Here is a 22,581-nt window from a genome sequence, read left to right on the forward strand (position 1 = left end):
CTGTCCCACTAATTTTTAGTCACGTTTTTGCGCCGCCGGCGAGCCCACATCATTGGCTTTCCAGTCTCTCCTGCTTCGGACAGTTTGAAGGTGCGGGTCAGGTGCGGCTTCAGGTCATTGTCGACCCAGAGTCTGTGCACGCTGGTGGCCGAGATCCCTGCGACTCGCGTGCTTCACCGAGGCTCGCCGATTCGCGACTGAGTAACCTGCTCAAGGACACGACATACGGCGTCAGCCGGCAAGGACGTTTTGCGCCCACGCCCCGGCTTGTCTACCAAACCTTCCAATCGCAGCGTTTCAAAACACTGGCACCAGCAGGTGATCGCAGGGAGTGAGAAACCGGTCAACCGCGCGATTTCTAACCGTGAATAACCTAGGGCTGCCAGCAGGATCACTCGGGCGCGACGGCCGTCGCGCTGGCTGATGGTGGCCGAGCGTACTCGGCGGTGCAGTTCGGCTTGTTCTTCTGGGATGACGACAATCTCTTGGGCTTTCATGTGCATTCCCCCGAGCGCTGAATGACAGAGGAAGTGCAAAGACCACAGAAGAATTATTTCGAGAACAACACACGAGCGTGAATAGATCACCCACGTTACGGAAGGCCAGCCTTAGTACCGATTTCAACAAAAAAATGAGCGTTTTTCGAAAGATCTCTCATGTGTACTGAGTAACATGTAAATAGATCAACTGCTTCTTCTTAACGGAAATACCATGAACGAAAAAACTGATCATCAAACCGACTCCTTGCACAGTCATTTTAAGCTTATGAGCCACAGCCCATTATCATTCTCTCAAAATATTCATCATGAGCTTAGTTCATTGGTCCGCGATGCACTGACCGACCTGAATGTTCCAGACCACTTATTGCACGACTTTGACTCACACTCGACTATAACTATCGACATGAATGAAGAGCGATCCATCAATATCTCATTGATCGACGATCGCCTCTTGATCTGGTCATTTATCCCGATTAGCGAAGAGCTATTGATAGACAATGCCAGACGTATCATGCCCGTCCTCACAACCGTAATGGAATACGTTGAAGCCGGTCATTTGACGTTAGGCAAGTGCAGCGATGGTTTCGAATTAAAAGCATTGGTTGATCTGCGTGCATTAGTTGAAAATAAATTCAGCCAAGTCATTCATGATTTCCATGGCGCACTGAAAATCATATCTAACCACCGATGAGGGAGAATGTTTAATGCTGGACATTAAAGTCAATCACATTGCGCAGGTCAGCGGACACCCAGTAGAACAGCAGGATGATTCTCCGTCACTACGGGTCAAAACGATAAAAAACTCCCCAAGCATGATGCGCTTCAAAGAGACCGCACAATTCATCATGGAGATGATGCCAAGAAAAAGCTGTGGGGAAGCAGGTGCCAACCAAAAATATTGGCTGGAAATTAAGGATCCGCAGCATCGCGACAGGATTTCATTGAATGGCCTTGACGGACAGTCCGGCGCATTAAGTGCATGGCAGGAAGACGCTAATAGCAAAACCGGGCTATTCCAATGGATTGATCAACACCCCAATGTTGAAATCAATACGCTCAAGAACAAACCCAAGCAGCCTCTATCGCAGGATGTCGGCTATATCAATTATCTATCCCCAGATCAAGCCACTGACTATCGGGTAACGCTTTCACAAGGTGAATGGAAAGAAGGGGGTAAGTTATTGGATACGACACATCTACCAGGTAAGACCGGGATGGAGGGCCACGCTGCCATCGTTATCCATCGCGACGGAAATATCTTTGTTCATCCGTATGAAAAAGGCAAATGGCAACATACTTCGACGACAGAAGGCAAGCCGGTTTTATCGGCGGGCATGATACTCATTGAACAGGGGAAAGCGAAATCATTTCATCTGGATTCCGGCCACTATATGCCCCAGCGGCCTCAACTCGAACATCTTTTAGCTCGATTGGTGGCACAAGGCGTCAATATTAACGAGCTTGATATCCACGCCAAGTCTGTCGCACAGGATGATATAAGCGCGCTAGTAAGTAAATATTCTGGGTAACGCTGTTACCTGCCAGGCAGGCCTAACAATACAAGCCCAATCGATTTCTTTATTTTCAAGGATATAGGCAATGACCCAAATCCAAGCATTGCATCGCTCTACTTCTGTTACACCGACTGAGCAAAGTCATCAGCGCAATCAGACCCTGAATGTGCAAGAGGTGCACAACACTCAAAAATCGCCGATGCACAGAACGCTGGACGCCTATGGCATAGACGACAACCGGAAAGCGTTAAGCCAGCTAAATCAGGAGAAATATCATGTGTTGGTTAAAAAAGACCACTCAGGCACCCCCGATTTAACCCACGGCGCCTATGTATCCAAACAAGGTGAGGATGACTATGGCAACTTTAACTGGTTAAATCCAAAGGGCCTGATGAAATATCAAACCGCCGATGTCGCTGTCATCAGCTTTACGAATAAAGATCAGTTAACACAACTCAGTCAGACCTACTCGAACACTCCCTTGCCGGATTTTCTCACCAAGGTACTCAATGCAGAGGCCTGCCTGGATATTGATCTTTATCGCCGAAATGAAAGTCTCGCTCAGTTTGTCGCGCCGATTGATCGCACGCAGCATGGCTATCTCATTAGCCCCAATACACCGTACTGTGATGCAAAAGTGTTAGATGCTTATGTGAATGCTCCCGAGACACTCAAAAATAGCAAACACGGCATCATCTTGTGTACCTACGCAATTCATCCGGGCATACAGTCCTCGTTTCTGGAATCGCGACATCATCAAACAGGCCCCGAGAGGCTTGAAGCAAGCCAGAATACACCACAAAAGGTAATCGATAAAAAAACACAGATCGAATCCTTGACCAGCATTCTGAATTTAAAACAAGAGCATCTTCCGCAGCTCGAAAAATTGCGACAAGAGACTGTGCAACATCTTCGAGATGTCTATGCTGTAAATGAACATGACAATACCAGAATGTTTTTTCATTTTCCCGTCGCAGAAAAAACCGCCACACTTCACTTACACACCTGGGTAAACAAAGGTGATCACCCGCTGAATGAACCAAGGTCTTTCGATCTCGATGCGATTATTGCTCATCTTAAGTCAGGAAAAGAGATCAGCGATCTTGTCCTTGAGCGAAATGGAGGTTCCTATTTTTTACCAACCTCGGACTCCATCAAGAATATTAGCGGCATTCCATTTAAAGGTGTGCACGACAATATTTTAAACCTGCCTTTGTAATCGATTTTATACCCATTCTTTTTTACGTTGCAGTGCGATCGGGCAAGCCTTGGTGACTGAGCGCAGCCAACGCACCCGCAACGTGCAGCATGACAACTACAGGAGATAACTAATGATTTCAATTCAGGCGTTGCAGCCTACTACTGCGACCTTACCTGCTGACTCGAGTCACTCACGCCATCAGACCCTGGATGTACAGGCTGTACGTAATTCTCAGGCCAGTCTGAAGCCACACGAAAGCTCTACGATCCGCAGAACACTGGACGCTTATGGTATTGATGACAATCGGAAAACCCTGAGCCAGCTAAATCAAGACAAGTATCATGTGTTGATCAAACACGACAATTCCGGCACCGCCGACTTGACCCATGGCGCCTATATATCCAAACAATCCGAAGACGACTATGGCAGTTTCAGATGGCTAAACCCAAGAGGCTTGCAAAAATATCAAACTAACGACCTGGCTCAGGTAACACTGACAACAACAAATCTGGCACAGCTCAAGGAAACGTACAAAAATGAAAATGCCACCCAGTTTCTGGTTGAGCTGCTACGCGGTAACAGCCGGGAGCCAGGCGACAAGGTATACAGTGAGGTGTACAAAAAAATCCCGACGTCTTCCATTACTCTACCCCGCTGGGAGCGGGCAATGGGTTTCTGATTTACCCGAATATTCCCTACATGTCGCAAACCTACACCACTGGACAAATCACAGATCTGGCCTCTAGGCCAGAAGGCATCCAGCTGACGGCCTGGGCCGTTCATCCTGCAGTGCCACATGATTTGATTCAGGAAATGAAGGGTGCCCCCTCAACAGGAAATGCACCGGCTAACCAGAAGGAGGAATTAAATCAATATAGCGCCGAGTTAACATCTGGCGTGAAGTCATTAACCTCTATATTGGATTTGGAGCAGGCTGATGTTGGGATGCTGGAAAAACTAAAACAGGATAGCCTTCAGCATTTAGTTGATATCTATGGGGTATCTGCTGAAAAAGACAAGGTTAATTTATTTTTCCATTTTCCGGTTGCACCTTCAACCGCTACCTTGCACCTGCATGTTTGGGTGAACAAAGGGGATCACCCCTTAAATGAGTCGCGCGCATTTGGCATTGACGAGGTCATTCAGCATTTAAAAGGCGGGGGTAATATCAATGAGTTGATATTGTCCCGAAACGATGGGCAATTCATATTACCAACCAAAGATATGTTACATAAGATTAAAGGCATGCCTGAAAGTAAAACGCCAATGCCTGCCGATTATAGCGAACTCAAACTCCCTATCGGCGCTGGTGCTTCAATAAGGTAAGGTCGCAGGTTTTCTTGCCCCCTGAAATTCCGGCAGTTAAGGAAGGTCTGAAGTCCCAACCGATTTTTGATGCCCTTTATGCCAATCTCAAATCCGGATGCTAAAAAAGTGGACTCACCAGGAAGCATCCGGAGTTTCAGCTCTTTCGCCGCAATAAAGTGTTTATCCAGAGGTGGAGAAAACGCTAGGTGCCCAGCGTCAGGCCATTCGCCGGCAACGGCAACGCCGTCTTGTAGCGCACCTGCTTCAGCGCAAAGCTCGAGCGAATGTTCGCCACCCCCGGCACTTTGGTCAGAAAGTCCATCATGAAGCGCTCCAGCGACTGAATGGTCGGCACCAAAACCCGGATCAGATAGTCCGGGTCGCCGGCCATCAGGTAGCACTCCATCACTTCGGGGCGATCGGAAATCGCCTCCTCGAAATGCTGCAACGCCTCCTCCACCTGCTTCTCCAGGCTGACATGAATGAACACGTTCACGTGCAGCCCCAGCAGATCGGCATCCAGCAGCGTCACTTGCTCGCGAATCAGCCCTAACTCTTCCATCGCCTTGACCCGGTTGAAGCACGGCGTCGGCGACAGATTTACCGAGCGTGCGAGGTCGGCGTTGGTGATGCGCGCATTCTCCTGAAGGCTGTTGAGAATGCCGATGTCGGTACGGTCCAGTTTGCGCATGAGACAAAACCACCTGTTTTTTATGTTTATGCAGAATTTCTATCTGCAAATCGTCTCCAGCGCAACGAAACAGAGAGAAATATTCTTCTTGCCCGGGCCTATGATTGTTGTAGGACAAGATTTCCTCTACCGAGGAATGACTGCCAGCTCACTACAAGAAATTCACAAGATCGAGCGTAGAAGCCATGACCCAAGCGTATGAACCGCTGCGTCTGCACGTCCCTGAACCTTCGGGCCGTCCAGGCTGTAAAACCGACTTCTCCTACCTGCATTTGACCGATGCCGGTACGGTGCGCAAACCTCCAATCGACGTAGAACCCGCTGACACCGCCGACCTGGCGCGTGGGCTGATTCGTGTGCTCGACGATCAAGGCAATGCCCTCGGCCCATGGGCCGAGAACGTGCCGGTCGAGATCCTGCGTAAAGGCATGCGCGCCATGCTCAAGACGCGCATTTACGACAACCGCATGGTGGTCGCCCAGCGCCAGAAAAAAATGTCGTTCTACATGCAGAGCCTTGGTGAAGAAGCCATCGGCAGCGCCCAGGCTCTGGCCTTGAACATCGACGACATGTGCTTTCCGACCTACCGTCAGCAAAGCATCCTGATGGCCCGCGAAGTGCCACTGGTCGACCTGATCTGCCAACTGCTGTCCAACGAGCGCGATCCGCTCAAGGGCCGCCAGTTGCCGATCATGTATTCGGTTAAAGAGGCTGGTTTCTTCACCATCTCCGGCAACCTCGCCACCCAGTTCATTCAGGCGGTCGGTTGGGGCATGGCTTCGGCGATCAAGGGTGACACCAAAATCGCCTCGGCGTGGATCGGTGACGGCGCCACCGCCGAGTCGGACTTCCACACCGCCCTCACCTTCGCCCACGTCTATCGGGCGCCAGTGATCCTTAACGTGGTCAACAACCAATGGGCAATTTCGACCTTCCAGGCGATTGCCGGTGGTGAAGCCACCACCTTCGCCGGACGCGGCGTCGGTTGCGGTATCGCTTCGCTGCGCGTTGATGGCAACGACTTCTACGCGGTTTATGCGGCATCAGCCTGGGCTGCCGAGCGGGCCCGTCGCAACCTCGGCCCGACCATGATCGAATGGGTCACCTACCGCGCCGGCCCGCACTCGACCTCGGACGATCCGTCGAAATACCGCCCGGCCGATGACTGGAGCCACTTCCCGCTCGGCGACCCGATCGCCCGTTTGAAACAGCACCTGATCAAAGTCGGCCACTGGTCGGAAGAAGAGCACACCGCCGTCAGCGCCGAGCTCGAAGCCGAAGTGATTGCCGCGCAGAAACAGGCCGAACAGTACGGCACCCTGGCCGGCGGTCAGATTCCAAGCGCCGCGACCATGTTCGAAGACGTCTACAAAGAGATGCCGGAGCACTTGAAGCGCCAGCGTCAGCAGTTGGGGATCTGACATGAACGATCACAACAACAATATTCAGTTGGAAACCGCCATGACCACGACCACCATGACCATGATCCAGGCCCTGCGCTCGGCCATGGATGTGATGCTTGAGCGTGATGACAATGTGGTGGTGTTCGGTCAGGACGTCGGCTATTTCGGCGGCGTGTTCCGTTGCACCGAAGGCCTGCAGACCAAGTACGGCGCCTCGCGAGTGTTCGACGCGCCGATCTCCGAGAGCGGCATCGTCGGCGTTGCCGTCGGCATGGGCGCCTACGGTTTGCGTCCGGTCGCCGAAATTCAGTTCGCCGACTACGTTTACCCCGCTTCCGACCAGATCATTTCCGAAGCCGCGCGCCTGCGTTATCGCTCGGCCGGCGAGTTCACCGCGCCGATGACCCTGCGCATGCCTTGCGGCGGCGGCATCTACGGCGGCCAGACGCACAGCCAGAGCATCGAGGCGATGTTCACTCAGGTCTGCGGTTTGCGCACCGTGATGCCATCCAACCCGTATGACGCCAAAGGCCTGCTGATCGCCTCCATCGAAAACGATGACCCGGTGATATTCCTTGAGCCAAAGCGCCTGTACAACGGCCCGTTCGACGGCCACCACGACCGCCCGGTAACCCCGTGGTCGAAACACCCGGCCGCGCAAGTCCCGGACGGTTACTACACCGTACCGCTGGACGTTGCCGCGATTACCCGTCCGGGCAAAGACGTGACCGTGCTGACCTACGGCACCACCGTGTACGTCTCGCAAGTCGCTGCTGAAGAGTCCGGCGTCGACGCCGAAGTCATCGACCTGCGCAGCCTGTGGCCGCTGGACCTCGAAACCATCGTCAAATCGGTGAAGAAAACCGGTCGTTGCGTGGTGGTTCACGAGGCCACCCGCACCTGCGGTTTCGGTGCCGAACTGGTGTCGCTGGTGCAAGAGCATTGCTTCCATCACCTGGAAGCGCCAATCGAACGCGTCACCGGTTGGGACACCCCCTACCCGCACGCGCAAGAGTGGGCGTATTTCCCAGGGCCGTCCCGAGTGGGCGCGGCGTTGAAACGGGTTATGGAGGTCTGAATGGGCACGCACGTTATCAAGATGCCGGACATCGGCGAAGGCATCGCAGAAGTAGAATTGTCGCAGTGGCACGTCAAGGTCGGCGATCTGGTGGTTGAAGATCAGGTGCTGGCGGACGTGATGACCGACAAGGCGATGGTCGATATTCCATCGCCGGTACACGGCAAGGTCATTGCGTTAGGTGGTCAGCCGGGTGAAGTGATGGCGGTTGGCAGTGTGCTGATCAGCATTGAAGTCGAGGGGGCTGGCAACCTTAGAGAGTCCGCCGCTCCCGCTCCTGTAAAAGAAGCACCGGCGGCGCCGAAAGTTGAAACCGTAGTGGAAAGCCAACCTGCTCCAGCCGCCCCGCGTCCGGCTGCGGTTTGCCAAGGCCCGATGGTTGCTCGTGAAGCGGATGAACGCCCGCTCGCCTCCCCGGCCGTGCGCAAGCATGCGCTGGATCTGGGCATTCAATTGCGTCTGGTGCGCGGTTCCGGCCCGGCCGGTCGTGTGCTGCACGAAGACCTTGAAGCCTATCTGGTGCAAGGTCAGTCAAACGCTTCGGCGCCGGTTGCTGCCGCTTATGCCCAGCGTAACGACGAAGATCAGATTCAAGTCATTGGCATGCGCCGCAAGATCGCCCAGCGCATGCAGGACGCCACTCAGCGAGCCGCACACTTCAGTTATGTCGAAGAAATCGACGTCACCGCGATTGAAGAACTGCGCGCGCATCTGAATGAAAAACACGGTGCCAGCCGTGGCAAGTTGACCTTACTGCCGTTCCTCGTCCGCGCCCTGGTCGTCGCCCTGCGCGACTTCCCGCAGATGAACGCCCGCTACGACGACGAAGCCCAGGTCATTACCCGCCTCGGCGCGGTGCATGTCGGCGTCGCCACGCAAAGCGATGTCGGTCTGATGGTGCCGGTGGTGCGTCATGCCGAAGCTCGGAGCCTGTGGGACAGCGCGGCGGAGATCTCGCGTTTGGCCAACGCCGCACGTAATGGCAAGGCCAGCCGTGATGAGTTGTCCGGCTCGACCATCACCCTGACCAGCCTCGGTGCGCTGGGCGGCATCGTCAGCACGCCAGTGTTGAATCTGCCGGAAGTGGCAATCGTCGGCGTCAACAAAATCGTTGAACGACCGATGGTTGTGAAAGGCCAGGTGGTGATTCGCAAGATGATGAACCTCTCCAGCTCCTTCGATCACCGCGTGGTCGACGGCATGGACGCGGCGCTCTTCATCCAGGCCATTCGCGGCTTGATCGAACAACCCGCAACGCTGTTTGTGGAGTGATGCAATGCAGACTTTGAACACCACGCTGCTGATTATTGGCGGCGGCCCTGGCGGCTATGTCACAGCGATTCGCGCCGGGCAACTGGGCATTTCGACGATTCTGGTCGAAGGCCAATCGCTGGGCGGCACTTGCCTGAACATCGGCTGCATCCCTTCGAAAGCACTGATTCATGTGGCTGAGCAGTTTCACCAGACCCAGCATCACCATCAGCATTCGGCGCTGGGCATCAGCGTTTCGGCGCCGACGCTCGACATCACTAAAAGCGTCGAGTGGAAGGACGGCATCGTTGATCGCCTGACCACTGGCGTTGCGGCTCTGCTGAAGAAAAACAAGGTTCAGGTCATCAATGGCTGGGCCAAAGTCATCGACGGCAAAACCGTAGACGTCGGCGACACCCGCATCCAGTGCGAGCATCTGGTGCTGGCCACCGGTTCGACCAGCGTCAACCTGCCGATCCTGCCGATTGGCGGGCCGATCATCTCCTCCACCGAAGCACTGACGCCAAAGTCAGTGCCGAAACGTTTGGTCGTGGTTGGCGGTGGTTACATTGGTCTGGAGTTGGGCATCGCTTATCGCAAGCTCGGCGCCGAGGTCAGCGTGGTCGAGGCGCAGGATCGCATCCTGCCGGCCTACGACGCCGAACTGACGCAGCCGGTGCATGATGCGCTGAAGCAACTGGGCGTGAAGCTCTATTTGAAACACAGCGTGCTGGGTTTCGACGGCACGTTGCAGGTGCGCGACCCTGAAGGCGAAACGCTGAACCTGGAAACCGATCAGGTGCTGGTGGCCGTCGGTCGCAAACCGAATACCCAAGGCTGGAACCTTGAAGCGCTGAATCTGGACATGAACGGTTCTGCGATCAAGATCGACAGCCGCTGCCAGACCAGCATGCGCAACGTCTACGCCATTGGCGATTTGAGCGGCGAGCCGATGTTGGCCCACCGCGCCATGGCGCAGGGCGAAATGGTTGCCGAATTGATCAGCGGCAAGACCCGCGAATTCCACCCGACTGCCATCGCCGCGGTGTGCTTTACCGACCCGGAACTGGTGGTGGTTGGCAAAACACCGGACGAGGCCAAGGCTGCGGGCCTGGACTGCATCGTGTCGAGCTTCCCGTTCGCCGCCAATGGCCGGGCGATGACGCTGGAGTCGAAAAGCGGCTTCGTACGCGTAGTCGCTCGTCGGGATAATCATGTGATTGTCGGCTGGCAGGCTGTGGGTGTCGGGGTGTCCGAGTTGTCCACGGCGTTCGCGCAAAGCCTGGAAATGGGCGCGCGGCTTGAAGATATCGGCGGCACCATTCACGCGCATCCGACCCTGGGTGAGGCAGTGCAGGAAGCGGCGTTGCGTGCTTTGGGGCATGCGTTGCACCTGTAAACGCTGAACCCCTGAGGCGAGGGAGCTTGCTCCCGCTGGGCTGCGAAGCGGCCCCAAGCCCCGCCACCACCGTGCATCTGATGCACCGCAGTGTCCGGTTTTGCCAGTGCTGCGCACTGGAGCGGGAGCAAGCTCCCTCGCCACGAAAGAGGCGGGGCATGCAGGAATGATGGGGATTTAGTAAGCAAGCTAATATTTTTGCTTATCCCCCATCGCCCGGGCTGCGAAACCGCTCAAGAATGAAGTATTGTTGTGCCCATCCAAAAAACGTCAGAAGCCTTGAACCGTTTCGACGGTTGTTCAGTGATAGAGGGTGTCATGGGTAACGAAAGCATCAATTGGGACAAGCTGGGTTTTGACTACATCAAGACCGACAAACGCTATCTGTCGTACTTTCGCGATGGCGAGTGGGACAAAGGCACCCTGACCGAAGACAACGTGCTGCACATCAGCGAAGGCTCGACTGCCCTTCACTATGGCCAGCAGTGCTTCGAAGGCATGAAGGCCTATCGTTGCAAGGACGGCTCGATCAACCTGTTCCGTCCGGATCAGAACGCCCTGCGTATGCAACGCAGCTGCGCGCGTCTGCTGATGCCAACGGTCGACACCGAGCAGTTCATCGAAGCCTGTAAAGAAGTGGTTCGTGCCAACGAGCGCTTCATTCCGCCGTACGGCACCGGCGGCGCGCTGTACCTGCGTCCGTTCGTGATCGGCGTAGGTGACAACATCGGCGTGCGCACCGCACCCGAGTTCATCTTCTCGATCTTCTGCATCCCGGTCGGCGCCTACTTCAAGGGCGGCCTGACCCCGCACAACTTCCAGATCTCCAGCTACGACCGCGCTGCCCCACAAGGCACCGGCGCAGCCAAGGTCGGTGGCAACTACGCAGCCAGCCTGATGCCGGGCTCGAAAGCCAAGAAAGCCAACTTCGCCGACGCGATCTACCTGGATCCGATGACCCACACCAAAATCGAAGAAGTCGGTTCGGCCAACTTCTTCGGGATCACCCACGACAACAAGTTCATCACCCCGAACTCACCATCCGTTCTGCCAGGCATCACCCGCCTGTCGTTGATCGAACTGGCGAAATCGCGTCTGGGCCTGGAAGTGGTCGAAGGCGACGTGCTGATCGACAAACTGTCGGACTTCAAAGAAGCCGGCGCTTGCGGTACCGCTGCGGTGATCACCCCGATCGGCGGGATCAGCTACAACGATCACCTGCATGTGTTCCACAGCGAAACCGAAGTAGGCCCTGTCACTCAGAAGCTTTATAAAGAGCTGACGGGCGTACAGACCGGCGACATCGAAGCGCCAGCGGGCTGGATCGTCAAGGTTTGATTTGACGGCTGCTGATGCACGAAAGCCCTCCATCGAGTGATCGATGGGGGGCTTTTTATTTGAATCTTTGATCTTTTATTTCAACGCAATACGTTTACCCGAACGACTGGCAATCCCACTCGCCTGGCCATCCTGCTGTTTGCCCATTCGTGCCTGGGTGATCAATCCGGGAATCAACTCACCCTCCGGCAGATTTTTCCAGAACCGCACCGGTAGATGCCCCTGCATGACCTTCTCGTTCAAACGCGCCGGGTTGAAGATGTGGCTGTAATAGGTCAGCCACAATTCGCCATGCGGATCGTCGACGTTCTGTGCCAGTTGTTGCCATTCCCGCGGACATTGACGCTGATGGATCAGTTGCTCGCCATCGTAATAAACCCCGTCACGCGGCGTGGCGATCAGCCAGCGGTGCTGGCCCATGCGCCCGACAAAATGCTCGCTGGCGCTGTGCAGAATGTCGTGGGCCGGTTCGTGCCACGCCACATATTGCGGGCCGACACTGGATTTGGGACGCTCGATGAATCGGACAAAGGCATGCAGGTGATGAGCTTCTCGGCGCACTTGCTTGATTCGCCGCTGCAACTCGCTACCGAGTTTGTCACCGGCCATCATTGCCGTGCGATCACCGTGGCTGACGCGCCACAGCACTTCGTACAACAGACTCCAGCGTTGATCACCCCGATATTGCGCGGCTTGTTCCAGGGTATCGAGCAGCACGCGCGGGATCTTCGCCATAAACGGCCCCTGCCCTTCAGGCACCGGATCATCATTATTGGCAAACAGATCTCCCACGCCTTCCGACGCCCAACTCACCAGACTCGGGTCGACTTCATGGCTGAGCAGCCAACGCGCCTGCTGTCGCCAGGTGTCGAACAAATCGTCGCAATCGAGATTGATCATCCCCACAACCCCATCTGTTGCGGCATCGGCCGGTCGCGCAGTTGCTGATAAAGCATATGGCTGGTGACCTCAGCCTGCTGCGGGTGGTAGTCGCTGGTGATGATGAAGGGTTTGGCCTTGGCCAATACGCAGCGCATGCGCGCGACATCTTCGTAGCGGATCCGTCGTTGCCGACGCAGCTCGACCAGACGTTCAGTGGTACGTAGCCCGATGCCGGGGATGCGCGCGATCAACGAGGCTTCGGCGCGGTTGAGATCCAGCGGAAACACTTCGCGATTCTGCAGCGCCCACGCCAGCTTCGGGTCGATATCCAACGCCAGATTGCCCGGCCCCTTGAGCAACTCGTCGGCGCTGTAACCGTAACTGCGCAAGAGGAAATCGGCTTGGTACAAACGGTGCTCGCGCATCAGCGGCGGCGCGGCCAGAGGCACGCTTTTCGGGCTGTCGGGGATCGGGCTGAACGCCGAATAGTAAACGCGCCGCAAGCGATAGTTGCCGTACAGCGACTGGGCACTGTGCAAAATCGTGCTGTCGTCGGTGTCATCGGCGCCGACGATCATTTGCGTACTCTGGCCGGCGGGCGCGAACTTCGCCGAACGGGGTTCGTTGAGTACTGTTTGTACGCCGGTGTAGATGGTGCTCATTGCTTGCTTGATCGAACCGATGTCCTTCTCCGGCGCCAGGGTTTGCAGGCTAGCATCGGTGGGCAGTTCGATGTTCACGCTCAGGCGATCGGCGTAACGCCCGGCCTCTTCGATCAGCGCCGGGTCGGCCTCGGGAATGGTCTTGAGATGGATGTAGCCGCGAAACTCGTGCTCTTCGCGCAGTAACCTGGCCACCCGCACCAGTTGTTCCATGGTGTAGTCCGCCGAACGGATGATGCCGGAACTGAGGAACAGCCCGCTGACGCAGTTGCGCCGGTAGAAATCCAGGGTCAGCGTGACGACCTCTTCGGGCGTGAAGCGTGCCCGCGGCACATCGCTGGAGCGGCGATTGACGCAGTATTGGCAATCGTAGAGGCAGAAGTTGGTCAGCAGGATTTTCAATAGCGAGACACAACGCCCGTCGGGCGTATAGCTGTGGCAAATGCCCATGCCATCGGTCGAGCCCAGACCGCTCTTGCCCTCGGAGCTGCGCTTGGGCGCACCGCTGCTCGCGCAGGAGGCGTCGTACTTGGCGGCGTCGGCGAGGATGCTGAGCTTGTCGATGATTTGCATGGCTACGACTCGATACTGGTTATGCGTACAGTATCGAGTCTATTGAACGAGCACAAGGTGCAAGACCAGATCAAAAGATCGCAGCCTTCGGCAGCTCCTACGCGATTCAGCTATAGACAGTCCCTGTAGAGGCTGCCGCAGGCTGCGATCTTTTGATGCCAACCTCGACCGGCAACTCGATGCCGAATCGCGCACGGATTTCCTTGCGCCCCAGCGCCGTCAGCGCCAACGCCCGACTGTCCAGATCCTGCGTCACCCATTTGCGCTTCAACGCTGCCTGCAACAATGCCGCCCCCAGCGATCCACCGAGATGCGGCCGGCGCATGCTCCAGTCCAGGCACGGACAGGCAAATTTGCGCCGCAACGTCGACAGATCGCCGACCTCAACACCCAGCTCGGCAAACAACGCCTCGCCACTGGCGCTCACGCAATACGCCTGCTCGTCGGTTGCCTCCAGCCAACCCGCCTCGATAAAGCGGTCATGCAGCAGCACCGCCAGCGTCCCGGCCATGTGGTCGTAACAGGTGCGAGCAAATTGCAGGCGATCCGGCGTGTGTGGCTTGAAGGTCGGTGCGGCGTTTTGACCAATCACCATCAACGCTTCCAGCGCCTGCGCCACGCGCTTGTCGGCGAGGCTGTAATAACGATGGCGGCCCTGCACATGCAGGCGCACCAGGCTCAGATCCTTGAGTTTGGCCAAGTGCGCGCTGGCGGTGGAGGCGCTGACTTCAGCGATGGTCGCCAACTCCGTGCTGGTGCGCGCGTGGCCGTCCATCAACGAGCAGAGGATTTTAGTGCGCGCCGGCTCCGCAATGGCAGCGGCCACCTGCGAGACGCCGATGTCTTGATGTTCTGCGTGCATATTTCGCTCCCGGACGAATCATCGCCGCTGTGGACTGAAGATACTCGCATCACTTTCCTCACGACAAGGCTGTGAACCATGGACCCGATCATCGCTGCGACACATGCCGATCCTTATCCTTATTACGCCGAATTGCGTGCACAGGGCGGGTTGACCTTTCATCATGGCTTGAAATTGTGGGTCGCCAGCAGTGCGCGCGCGGTGTGTGCGGTGTTGGCGCACGCCGATTGTCGGGTGCGTCCACTGCTGGAGCCAGTGCCCAAGGCGATTGCTTCGGGCACGGCCGGAGCAGTGTTCGCGCAGTTGATGAGGATGAACGATGGCGAGCGTCAGCGCTGCCCGCGTTCGGCGATTGAGCCCGAGCTGGCGCTGATCGATCTGACGGCAGTGAACACATTGGTGGCGGCGCGTCTGATCACGGTAGACGCCGATGGCTTATATAAAGCCATGTTTCGCGGGCCGGTGTGCGTGGTCGCGGCGCTGCTTGGCTTCAACCCGGCGCAGGCTCGGGTCGTCAGTGTATTGACCGCTGACTTCGTCGCATGCCTGTCGCCGTTGAGCAATGACCTGCAACGGCTGGCCGCGCATGCCGCCGCTGAGCAGTTGCGTGGATATTTCATTGAGTTGCTGGCGAAGACGGATAGCGCTTTGCTGGCGGCGATCAAGCAGCGATTTGAAGGCGATGCAGACACGATGATCGCTAACCTGATTGGCCTGTGTTCGCAGACCCACGAAGCTACCGCTGGTTTGATTGGCAACGCGTTGGTGGCGTTGCGGCGTCATCCTGAGTTGCTCGGTGCGTCGATGGATACGCTGATGGCCGAAGTGCAGCGCTTTGATCCGTCGGTGCAAAACACGCGGCGGTTTGTGGCTGCCGCTTGCGAGATCGACGGTGTGCGGGTCGAGGCCGGCGATGTGATTCTGGTACTGCTGGCCTCGGCCAATCGCGATCCGGCGCTTGATGAACAGCCAGACAGTTTTTTACTGGATCGGCCGAATCGGCGCAGTTTCAGTTTTGGCAGCGGGCGACATCAGTGTCCAGGTCAGGTGCTGGCGATGGAAATTGCCTGCGCGACTGTCAGGGAAATCCTCGATCACGGTGTGAATCTGGAGCGACTGGCCTGGCATTACCGGCCTTCGCTGAATGGGCGAATTCCACTGTTCAGCACCCTAGCCGTCTGACTCTTCCCTGTAGGAGCTGCGGGGGATTGTGTTCAGGCTGCCAATTGCAGGATCAACCAGGCATTCGCCCCGCTGATCACCACAAACAACCCCCACGCCAACACCCGCGTCGGCAGCCGATTCACAAACGGCCCCATCAGCTGTTTGTCATTGGTCATGCGAATCAGCGGATACAGCGCAAACGGCAGTTGCAGACTCAGCACCACCTGACTCAACACCAGCAACTTGCCCACTGCGTTGTCACCCATCAGCCACACGCCGATAAACGCCGGAATCAGCGCCAGCCCACGGGTAATCAAACGCCGTTGCCAGCACGGTATCCGCAGGTTCAGATAGCCCTCCATGATCACCTGACCGGCGATAGTGCCGGTGAAAGTCGAGCTCTGTCCCGAGGCCAGCAACGCCACCCCGAACAGAACACTTGCCAGTGCGCCGCCGACCAGCGGATCGAGCAAGTGATAGGCGTCCTGAATGTCCACCACATCAGTGTGCCCCGACTGATGGAACGCGGCGGCCGCGAGAATCAGAATCGCCGCATTGACCAGCAACGCCAGCGCCAATGATCCAATGGTGTCGATGCGCGCCAGCTTCACTGCGTCCTGTTTGCTCGCCAGATCCTTGCCGATCATCCGCGTCTGCACGATTGAAGTGTGCAGGTAACGGTTATGCGGCATCACCGTCGCACCGAGGATGCCAATGGCCAGGTACAACGGCGCGGCATCGCTGATCGCCGACAACGAGGGTTTGAAGCCTTGGAAAACATCAGGCCAGTACGGTTTGATCAGTACCAGTTCAACGAAGAAACACACGCCGATGGTCGCGACGAGCACCAACATGATCGCTTCCAGTCGACGGAAACCGCGGTTCTGCAAGGCCAGCACCAACAGTGTGTCGAACGCCGTCAGGGCAATGCCGAAGGTCAGCGAACAACCGAGCAGCAGGTGGAACGCCAATGCGCAGCCGAGCACTTCGGCGAGGTCGGTGGCGATGATCGAGATCTCCGCCAGCACCCATTGCAGCCGCGCGGTCGGCGTGCTGTAGCGCTCGCGGGAGAGTTGCGCCAGATCGCGCCCGGTGGCGATGCCCAACCGCGAGCACAGACACTGCACAACCATGCCCGCCAGACTCGCCAGCAACACCACGAACAACAAGCTGTAACCAAACCGCGAACCGGCCTCGATCGCCGTCGCCCAGTTGCCAGGATCCATGTAGCCGATCGACACCAGCAAACCGGGACCGGCGAAACGCAGCACACGTTTGAAGAAAGAGGCGTTGGGATCGACCGCGACACTGCCGGCCACTTCCGGCGGACAAAACGGCGCGGTGGCGATTTTGGGCACACTGAATTTCACGAACACATCCAGAAACAAGTCGGAAAAACGCAGCTTAGACGTTTAAGCCATAACCTTGAAGATCAAACGAACTTCTGATTTCTATCGACTCACACCCAACAATTGCTCGCGCAGTTCGGGACTGCGCGTGCGCGGATCCAGCCAGATATCGAAAAACGCCCGAGCAAACTGCGGATCATCAATTTCATGCTGCAACTGCTGCCCGACAAAAAACCGCGCACCCTGCCCTGGCAGATACACTCCGGTGATCCGAGTGCCGGCCTGTACATCGACGAACGATTGTTGCATCTGGTTCTGCCAACCAGCCAGTTGCGCCGGGCTGACATTAGTCCCGGCCAGACGTTTGATTTCATCGACGCTGGCCTTGACCAGATCATCGCGGGAGATCGTGCGGCGGTAGATCAACTCCAGCGCAAAGGGCTGGCCGTCCGCCAGTGGCCGCGCGGCACTCCATAAACGCGCGTTGTACACATCGAAGCCCCAAACACTGAAATCGCCCGTGCCAATAATCTGCGCACCGGGCACCGCGTCCTGCCAATTGGCCCAGGTCGGCGTCAACAACAAGGCCCACAAGCCGATGCCACAACATCCACGCAACACTTTGGGAGTTCTGTTCATCGCCGCGTCAACTCCGAGCAAGTCTGGATAATCAGAGCATAGCGCGGATCGCAGCGACCAATTTGTATACAAAAATTGCACACATATGCAGCAATCGCTTATCGGCGGTGCTAACGTGAGCGCCTCTGACCCGACGGAGACACCTGCGTGCTGATCCTCAAACTGCTGCTGATTCCCGGTTTTCTGCTGCTGATCTCCCTCGCGGGCAAACGCTGGGGGCCGAGCGTGGCCGGTTGGTTGTCGGGGTTACCGGTGGTGGTCGGGCCGATCCTGTTTTTCCTCGCCATCGAACAAGGGCCGCTGTTTGCCGCGCAATCGGCGGTGGCTGCGTTGTCGGCGATGTTCGCGATGATTGCGTTCTGTATCACCTACGCGCAGGTCGCGCAGCGCGCCAACTGGCCGTGGGCGCTGGCGATCTCACTGGCGGTGTGGGCTGCGCTTGCGTCGGTGTTGTCGGTGATTGCGCCGTCGCTGCCGTTCTCCGTAGTCGCGGCGGCGATTGCTTTGCTCGCCTCGCCGTATTTATTTCCTGACGTGCAACCGGTGCTGAACGGTACGGCGCCGAAGTCGGACAAACTGATCTGGCGGATGATCGCCGGCGCGGCGCTGACGCTGGTGGTGACGATGCTGGCCAGTACCGTCGGCGAACGCTGGAGCGGACTGCTGGCGGTGTTCCCGGTGCTGGGCAGTGTCATGGCGGTGTTTTCCCAGCAGACGCGCGGGCCTGAATTTACCGCCGTACTGTTACGCGCGACGGCGACCGGGATGTATTCGTTTTCGGCGTTTTGTCTGGTCTCGGCGCTGACCTTGCCGAGCCTGGGTCTGACTGGATTTGCCCTTGGTGTTGCCGTGTCGGTGGCCATGCTTGGCGTGACCCGCAAGTTGCTCGCCAAACCGGCGCCAATGCGATCAACGCGAACGTCTGAAGGCTGAGGCTATTCCTGTGGCTAGCCACAGGGAAGCGTTCACTTCTGGACGAGCCGGGCTGGAGTGGCAACGCGCCGCATGGGATGATCGGCCGCCTAAACGCGTCCATTCCTCGGAGATTCGAATGTCATTGTTGAGCAAGAAAGCCGTCGTCCTGCTGCTGGCGGCCGTCGCCGGTCTCGGCGCCATCAACGCTCAGGCGGCCAAGGCCAAAGAAAAAGCCACCACCGAGAAAGTCTCGATGCTCGAAGGCAAATTTACCTTCGTCCTGCCCAAGGGTTTTGTCGCCGACCCGCTGCCGGCCGGCCCGACTGGCGCCAAGGGCACGATGTACACCAATCAGACCACTAAAACCGTGGTCATCGCCGCCGAAAACCTGATTCCCGAAGGCAACAACGTCAAGGACAACGACAGTGCGTTCCTCGACGGCACCGTGTCCGACTTCATCGACGCCCAGCGCAAAGCCCTGCCGGACTTCAACAAGCTCACCGAGAAAAGCCTGACCCAGAAAAGCACCGGTCTCGGCCTGCGCCAGGTCGATAGCACGGCCACCCAGGGCGGTGGTCAGACCCTCAACACCACGTTGATGGCCGGTTCCGGCACGCACATGGCGCTGGTTCAGGTGATTTCCCGGGTCAGCGACAAGGCCGGCCACGAGGCGCTGGTAAAAACCATCCTCAAGGATTGAGCTGCTGCAACCAGCCATTCAAATCGCGCAGTTCGGCCGCACTGATGCTGTGGCCGACGCCGGGATAAGCGTGGAATTGCGGCTTGTAATCGAGCTTTTGCAGTAACGCATTGGCCTCGGTGCCGTCGTGATACGGCACACGATCATCGGCCGTACCGTGGCCGATGAAGATGCTCAGTGGCAGCGGTTGCTGCTCCGCCTTCAACTCGGTTTTGAGCACCGGCAGCAAACGTCCGCTCAACGCCGCAATACCACCTACCGCTGCGGGCGGTCGCAGCCCCACTTCGTACGTCATCATCGCGCCTTGGCTGAAACCGATCAGGTACACCTTGTCCGGACTGGCGTGATATTTCTTCGCCGCTTGCGCGACAAAGTCACGCAGCTTCTGGCCGCTGACCTTCAGATCATCGGTCTCGCCGTTGTAGGCACCTTCGCCTTTCTTGCGGAACCATTGGTAGCGCCCTTCGCCCAACGATAACGGGGCCTGCACCGACAGGTAGTTGTACTGCGCCGGCAGCTGGAATTTCATGCCAATCAGATCGGCTTCGTTGCTGCCGTAGCCGTGCAGGAAAATCACCAACGGCCGCGGATTCGCGTCCGCGTGAACCTGCTCGATGTACTTCAGCGGCAGATCGCTTTGCAGCGAAGTTTGAGCCTGCACGGCGGTGGATGCCAGCAAGGTCAACAGAGCAAACGCCTTGAACATAAGCCTTCCTTAACAGAGTGTCGGGTTCGGGGGTGAGCCTAGCATTCTCAGGCAAGGATCCAAATGTGGCGGTGTTGCTGATGGCCTCTTCGCGAGCAAGCTCTGCTCCTACATTTGGAAAGCGTTCCCCTGTAGGAGTGAGCCTGCTCGCGATGAGGCCTTTAGATGCAACGAAGACTGTCAGTCGTTAGTCAGTTTCCCGGTGCGAAACGGGACCCGCCCCGCCACTTTTGCCTGCCAGATCCCCGGCTCGGTGTAGCGCCCGCGATCAATTGCAAACAGCACACCGCTGGTGCCAGCGCGCACGGTGCTGACGCGATCCTGCAGCGGGTCGACTACCTCGAACAGCGCATCGCCCTTCTCCACCCACTCACCGGCATTGCGCAGGAAGCTCACCACGCCGTGGTGCGGAGCAAACAGGTATTCGGTGCCTTCGAACGGCATGCCTTCACAGCACTCGCCTGGCGCGGCCGGCCATTCGCCGCTGATGAAACCCTGCTCGGCGAGAAAGCCCAGAATAGCTTCGCAATTGGCCTGTGCCTGATCGACGCGCGTGTCCCCCATGCTGCCCAGTTCCAGCGTGGTCGCCAGGTTGGCCGGCGGAATCGCCGCCGACGGGAAGGCCTGCGCCAGGCGCAGCCACGGTGTCGAACAGGATTCATCGAACGAGCTGCCACCGGAGTCTTCGCAGAGCAACGCGACGCCCGCCTGCAAACGTGCCGCCAGCGATTGCCATTGCGGCCAGTGTTGCGGCAGCGCATACAAGTGAATCGCGGCGTCAAAATCGCAGTGCAGATCGAGCGTGATGTCGGCGTCGCAGGCATGACGCAGCAGCAGACGATGCAGCGCCTCCAGTTGCGAGGCCGGGGCTGGCAAGTCTTCGAAAACCTGGAGCATCGTTTGGCGGATCAGCGCGACGTTGGCTTCGGCATCCGCACCCAGGCGCTCGCCGACCGACGCCGCCACCGGGGCGCTCAGTTCGACGAAAGCGCGATTGAAATTCTTGCCGCTGCCCAGCTCGAAGCGCCCCATGTGCGCGCCCTGCAGATGCTGATCGAGACCGATCGGGTTGGCCACCGGCACCAGCTCGATCACGCCGTGCAAACGCCCTTGCTGCTCAAGTTCGTTGAGGCGCTGCTTGAGTTCCCACGCGGTGCGCATGCCCGGCAATTCATCGGCGTGCAGGCTGGCCTGGATGTAAACCTTGCGCGGCCCTGCGCCATAACGGAACACGCTCAGCGAGCGCTCACTGCCCAGATGACTCCAGGGCAGGACATGAACAATGCGTTGCATGGGAAAACTCCTCAATAGCTGGATCACACAGATCCCCTGTAGGAGTGAGCCTGCTCGCGATAGCGGTTTTACATTCAGTACCGATGGCATCTGATACACCACTATCGCGAGCAGGCTCACTCCTACAAAGATCTCGTCACAATTAAAACGCAAAAAAAGTGGCCACCGCGTCAACGGGGCCACTTTTTTTTACGGCGTATTAATGGCCGTACACGTCAAAGTCGAAGTACTTGTCCTGCACTTGCTTGTACTTGCCGTTGGCGCGAATTTCGGTGATGGCTTTGTTGAATTGCTCGGCCAGTGCGGTATCGCCCTTGCGCACAGCAATGCCGGCGCCACCGCCGAAGTACTTGGCGTCTTCGTAGGTCGGGCCAACGAATTCGAAGCCTTTACCAGCGTCGGTTTTCAGGAAACCGTCGCTGAGGTTGACTGAGTCGGCCAGCATCGCGTCGATGCGCCCGGAGACCATGTCGAGGTTGGCTTCCTGCTGCGAGCCGTAACGCACCAGTTCGATCCCGGCTGGCACCAGCACTTCGGTCGCGTAGCGGTCATGGGTACTGGCGCGCAACACGCCGACTTTCTTGCCCTTGAGCTCGGTCAGCGGGTCTTTGACACCGGAACCGGCCTTCATCACGAAACGCGCGGGGGTGTGGTAGTACTTGATGGTGAAATCGACGTTCTTCTTGCGGTCGTCGGTGATGGTCATCGACGACAGGATCGCGTCGATCTTCTTCACTTTCAGCGCCGGGATCAGGCCATCGAATTCCTGCTCGACCCAGGTACATTTGACTTTCATCTGCTCACACAGCGCATCGCCGATATCCACATCGAAACCGGCGAGTTTGCCGTCAGGGGTTTTCATCGAGAATGGTGGGTAACCGGCTTCGATACCGATGCGAATCGGCTTGGCGTCTTCGGCCACAGCGGTCAGGGACAACATCGACAGTGCCAGGGCACCAAACATCACTAGCTTCTTCATTTATTACTCCTGTGTGCGGAGGCTTTTATTGGCAGCTTTCGATTCAGCGTTCGGTCATGGCCATTTAGCGGCAAATACCGAAGTGGCCGGCAGTCTATGGCGGCGCGCACAGGGTAAATTGTGTTGATGCGACAAATACTTACAGAAAATCGGCGAGCCGATTGACCGAGGTCA

Annotated in this window: 22 protein-coding genes and 1 pseudogene; 13 read left to right on the top strand and 10 right to left on the bottom strand. The window is 57.4% G+C overall.

From position 1 onward, the window contains the following. Window positions 1-77: 77 nt before the first annotated feature. A pseudogene (locus tag JFT91_RS15045) lies at window positions 78-497 on the bottom strand (helix-turn-helix domain-containing protein); the annotation flags it as partial. A gap of 214 nt (window positions 498-711) precedes the next feature. On the opposite strand from JFT91_RS15045, the gene JFT91_RS15050 reads away from it, so the two are divergent. From JFT91_RS15050 to JFT91_RS15070, 5 genes are all read left to right on the top strand, one after another. Next, complete coding sequence (locus JFT91_RS15050; RefSeq protein ID WP_201232881.1) at window positions 712-1,191, top strand: InvB/SpaK family type III secretion system chaperone; 480 nt, start codon at window positions 712-714, stop codon at window positions 1,189-1,191. 13 nt (window positions 1,192-1,204) lie between these two features. Beyond that, entirely contained in the window at window positions 1,205-2,029 is an 825-nt protein-coding gene (locus JFT91_RS15055) for an IQM protein middle domain-containing protein (protein ID WP_201232882.1), read from the top strand. Between the two features lie 70 nt (window positions 2,030-2,099). Next, window positions 2,100-3,233 carry a hypothetical protein gene (locus tag JFT91_RS15060; protein ID WP_201232883.1) on the top strand — a complete coding sequence of 378 codons (1,134 nt, stop codon included), beginning with the start codon at window positions 2,100-2,102 and terminating at the stop codon, window positions 3,231-3,233. Between the two features lie 112 nt (window positions 3,234-3,345). Beyond that, a complete protein-coding gene (locus tag JFT91_RS15065) occupies window positions 3,346-3,894 on the top strand; it encodes a hypothetical protein (protein ID WP_201232884.1) in 549 nt (182 codons plus the stop codon). 20 nt (window positions 3,895-3,914) lie between these two features. After that, window positions 3,915-4,541, top strand: a complete 627-nt coding sequence (locus JFT91_RS15070) for a m7GpppX diphosphatase (protein WP_201232885.1) — start codon at window positions 3,915-3,917, stop codon at window positions 4,539-4,541. Between the two features lie 184 nt (window positions 4,542-4,725). Here JFT91_RS15070 and bkdR read toward each other — a convergent pair whose 3' ends face one another. Continuing rightward, window positions 4,726-5,214, bottom strand: coding sequence for a Bkd operon transcriptional regulator BkdR (bkdR, locus tag JFT91_RS15075; RefSeq protein ID WP_008059350.1), 489 nt, complete (start codon window positions 5,212-5,214; stop codon window positions 4,726-4,728). Between the two features lie 185 nt (window positions 5,215-5,399). Between bkdR and JFT91_RS15080 the strand changes: the two genes are divergently transcribed. The 5 genes from JFT91_RS15080 to JFT91_RS15100 all read left to right on the top strand — a co-directional run bounded on the left by JFT91_RS15080 (window position 5,400) and on the right by JFT91_RS15100 (window position 11,683). Next, window positions 5,400-6,635, top strand: coding sequence for a 3-methyl-2-oxobutanoate dehydrogenase (2-methylpropanoyl-transferring) subunit alpha (locus JFT91_RS15080; protein WP_201232886.1), 1,236 nt, complete (start codon window positions 5,400-5,402; stop codon window positions 6,633-6,635). A gap of 1 nt (window position 6,636) precedes the next feature. Then, complete coding sequence (locus JFT91_RS15085; RefSeq protein ID WP_201226296.1) at window positions 6,637-7,695, top strand: alpha-ketoacid dehydrogenase subunit beta; 1,059 nt, start codon at window positions 6,637-6,639, stop codon at window positions 7,693-7,695. Then, window positions 7,696-8,967: a dihydrolipoamide acetyltransferase family protein gene (locus tag JFT91_RS15090; RefSeq protein ID WP_201232887.1), complete on the top strand. Its 1,272-nt coding sequence runs from the start codon at window positions 7,696-7,698 to the stop codon at window positions 8,965-8,967. A gap of 4 nt (window positions 8,968-8,971) precedes the next feature. Beyond that, on the top strand, window positions 8,972-10,345 hold the full coding sequence (gene lpdA / locus JFT91_RS15095; protein ID WP_201232888.1) for a dihydrolipoyl dehydrogenase: 1,374 nt from the start codon (window positions 8,972-8,974) through the stop codon (window positions 10,343-10,345). A 318-nt stretch (window positions 10,346-10,663) separates the two neighbouring features. Further along, on the top strand, window positions 10,664-11,683 hold the full coding sequence (locus JFT91_RS15100; protein WP_053121443.1) for a branched-chain amino acid aminotransferase: 1,020 nt from the start codon (window positions 10,664-10,666) through the stop codon (window positions 11,681-11,683). A 75-nt stretch (window positions 11,684-11,758) separates the two neighbouring features. Here JFT91_RS15100 and JFT91_RS15105 read toward each other — a convergent pair whose 3' ends face one another. The 3 genes from JFT91_RS15105 to JFT91_RS15115 all read right to left on the bottom strand — a co-directional run bounded on the left by JFT91_RS15105 (window position 11,759) and on the right by JFT91_RS15115 (window position 14,662). Then, window positions 11,759-12,583, bottom strand: coding sequence for a TIGR03915 family putative DNA repair protein (locus JFT91_RS15105; RefSeq protein WP_201204453.1), 825 nt, complete (start codon window positions 12,581-12,583; stop codon window positions 11,759-11,761). Then, window positions 12,580-13,800, bottom strand: a complete 1,221-nt coding sequence (locus tag JFT91_RS15110; protein WP_201204455.1) for a putative DNA modification/repair radical SAM protein — start codon at window positions 13,798-13,800, stop codon at window positions 12,580-12,582. The genes JFT91_RS15105 and JFT91_RS15110 overlap by 4 nt, the downstream gene beginning before the upstream one ends. A 106-nt stretch (window positions 13,801-13,906) precedes the next feature. After that, window positions 13,907-14,662 (bottom strand): ArsR/SmtB family transcription factor, encoded by a 756-nt coding sequence (locus JFT91_RS15115; RefSeq protein WP_201232889.1) that lies wholly within the window; start codon window positions 14,660-14,662, stop codon window positions 13,907-13,909. A gap of 78 nt (window positions 14,663-14,740) precedes the next feature. Between JFT91_RS15115 and JFT91_RS15120 the strand changes: the two genes are divergently transcribed. After that, complete coding sequence (locus JFT91_RS15120; RefSeq protein WP_201232890.1) at window positions 14,741-15,844, top strand: cytochrome P450; 1,104 nt, start codon at window positions 14,741-14,743, stop codon at window positions 15,842-15,844. A 32-nt stretch (window positions 15,845-15,876) separates the two neighbouring features. Here the strand turns inward: JFT91_RS15120 and JFT91_RS15125 are convergent, their stop codons facing one another. Continuing rightward, on the bottom strand, window positions 15,877-17,196 hold the full coding sequence (locus JFT91_RS15125) for an Nramp family divalent metal transporter (protein WP_201232891.1): 1,320 nt from the start codon (window positions 17,194-17,196) through the stop codon (window positions 15,877-15,879). Window positions 17,197-17,277: 81 nt separating this feature from the next. Continuing rightward, a complete protein-coding gene (locus tag JFT91_RS15130) occupies window positions 17,278-17,814 on the bottom strand; it encodes a chalcone isomerase family protein (protein ID WP_201232892.1) in 537 nt (178 codons plus the stop codon). 147 nt (window positions 17,815-17,961) lie between these two features. Here JFT91_RS15130 and JFT91_RS15135 point away from each other — a divergent pair, with 147 nt between their 5' ends. After that, entirely contained in the window at window positions 17,962-18,747 is a 786-nt protein-coding gene (locus JFT91_RS15135) for a hypothetical protein (RefSeq protein ID WP_201232893.1), read from the top strand. Between the two features lie 118 nt (window positions 18,748-18,865). Beyond that, a complete protein-coding gene (locus JFT91_RS15140) occupies window positions 18,866-19,429 on the top strand; it encodes a DcrB/PsbP domain-containing protein (RefSeq protein ID WP_201202519.1) in 564 nt (187 codons plus the stop codon). On the opposite strand, the gene JFT91_RS15145 is transcribed toward JFT91_RS15140, so the two are convergent. The 3 genes from JFT91_RS15145 to aotJ all read right to left on the bottom strand — a co-directional run bounded on the left by JFT91_RS15145 (window position 19,419) and on the right by aotJ (window position 22,407). After that, window positions 19,419-20,135 carry an alpha/beta hydrolase gene (locus JFT91_RS15145; RefSeq protein ID WP_201202518.1) on the bottom strand — a complete coding sequence of 239 codons (717 nt, stop codon included), beginning with the start codon at window positions 20,133-20,135 and terminating at the stop codon, window positions 19,419-19,421. The genes JFT91_RS15140 and JFT91_RS15145 overlap by 11 nt on opposite strands. A 180-nt stretch (window positions 20,136-20,315) precedes the next feature. Continuing rightward, window positions 20,316-21,428, bottom strand: a complete 1,113-nt coding sequence (locus tag JFT91_RS15150; RefSeq protein ID WP_201232894.1) for a succinylglutamate desuccinylase/aspartoacylase family protein — start codon at window positions 21,426-21,428, stop codon at window positions 20,316-20,318. Between the two features lie 199 nt (window positions 21,429-21,627). Then, window positions 21,628-22,407, bottom strand: a complete 780-nt coding sequence (aotJ, locus tag JFT91_RS15155) for an L-arginine-binding protein AotJ (RefSeq protein ID WP_201227016.1) — start codon at window positions 22,405-22,407, stop codon at window positions 21,628-21,630. Window positions 22,408-22,581: the final 174 nt, after the last annotated feature.

It is taken from the genome of Pseudomonas sp. TH08 (assembly GCF_016651275.1).
GTDB lineage: Bacteria > Pseudomonadota > Gammaproteobacteria > Pseudomonadales > Pseudomonadaceae > Aquipseudomonas.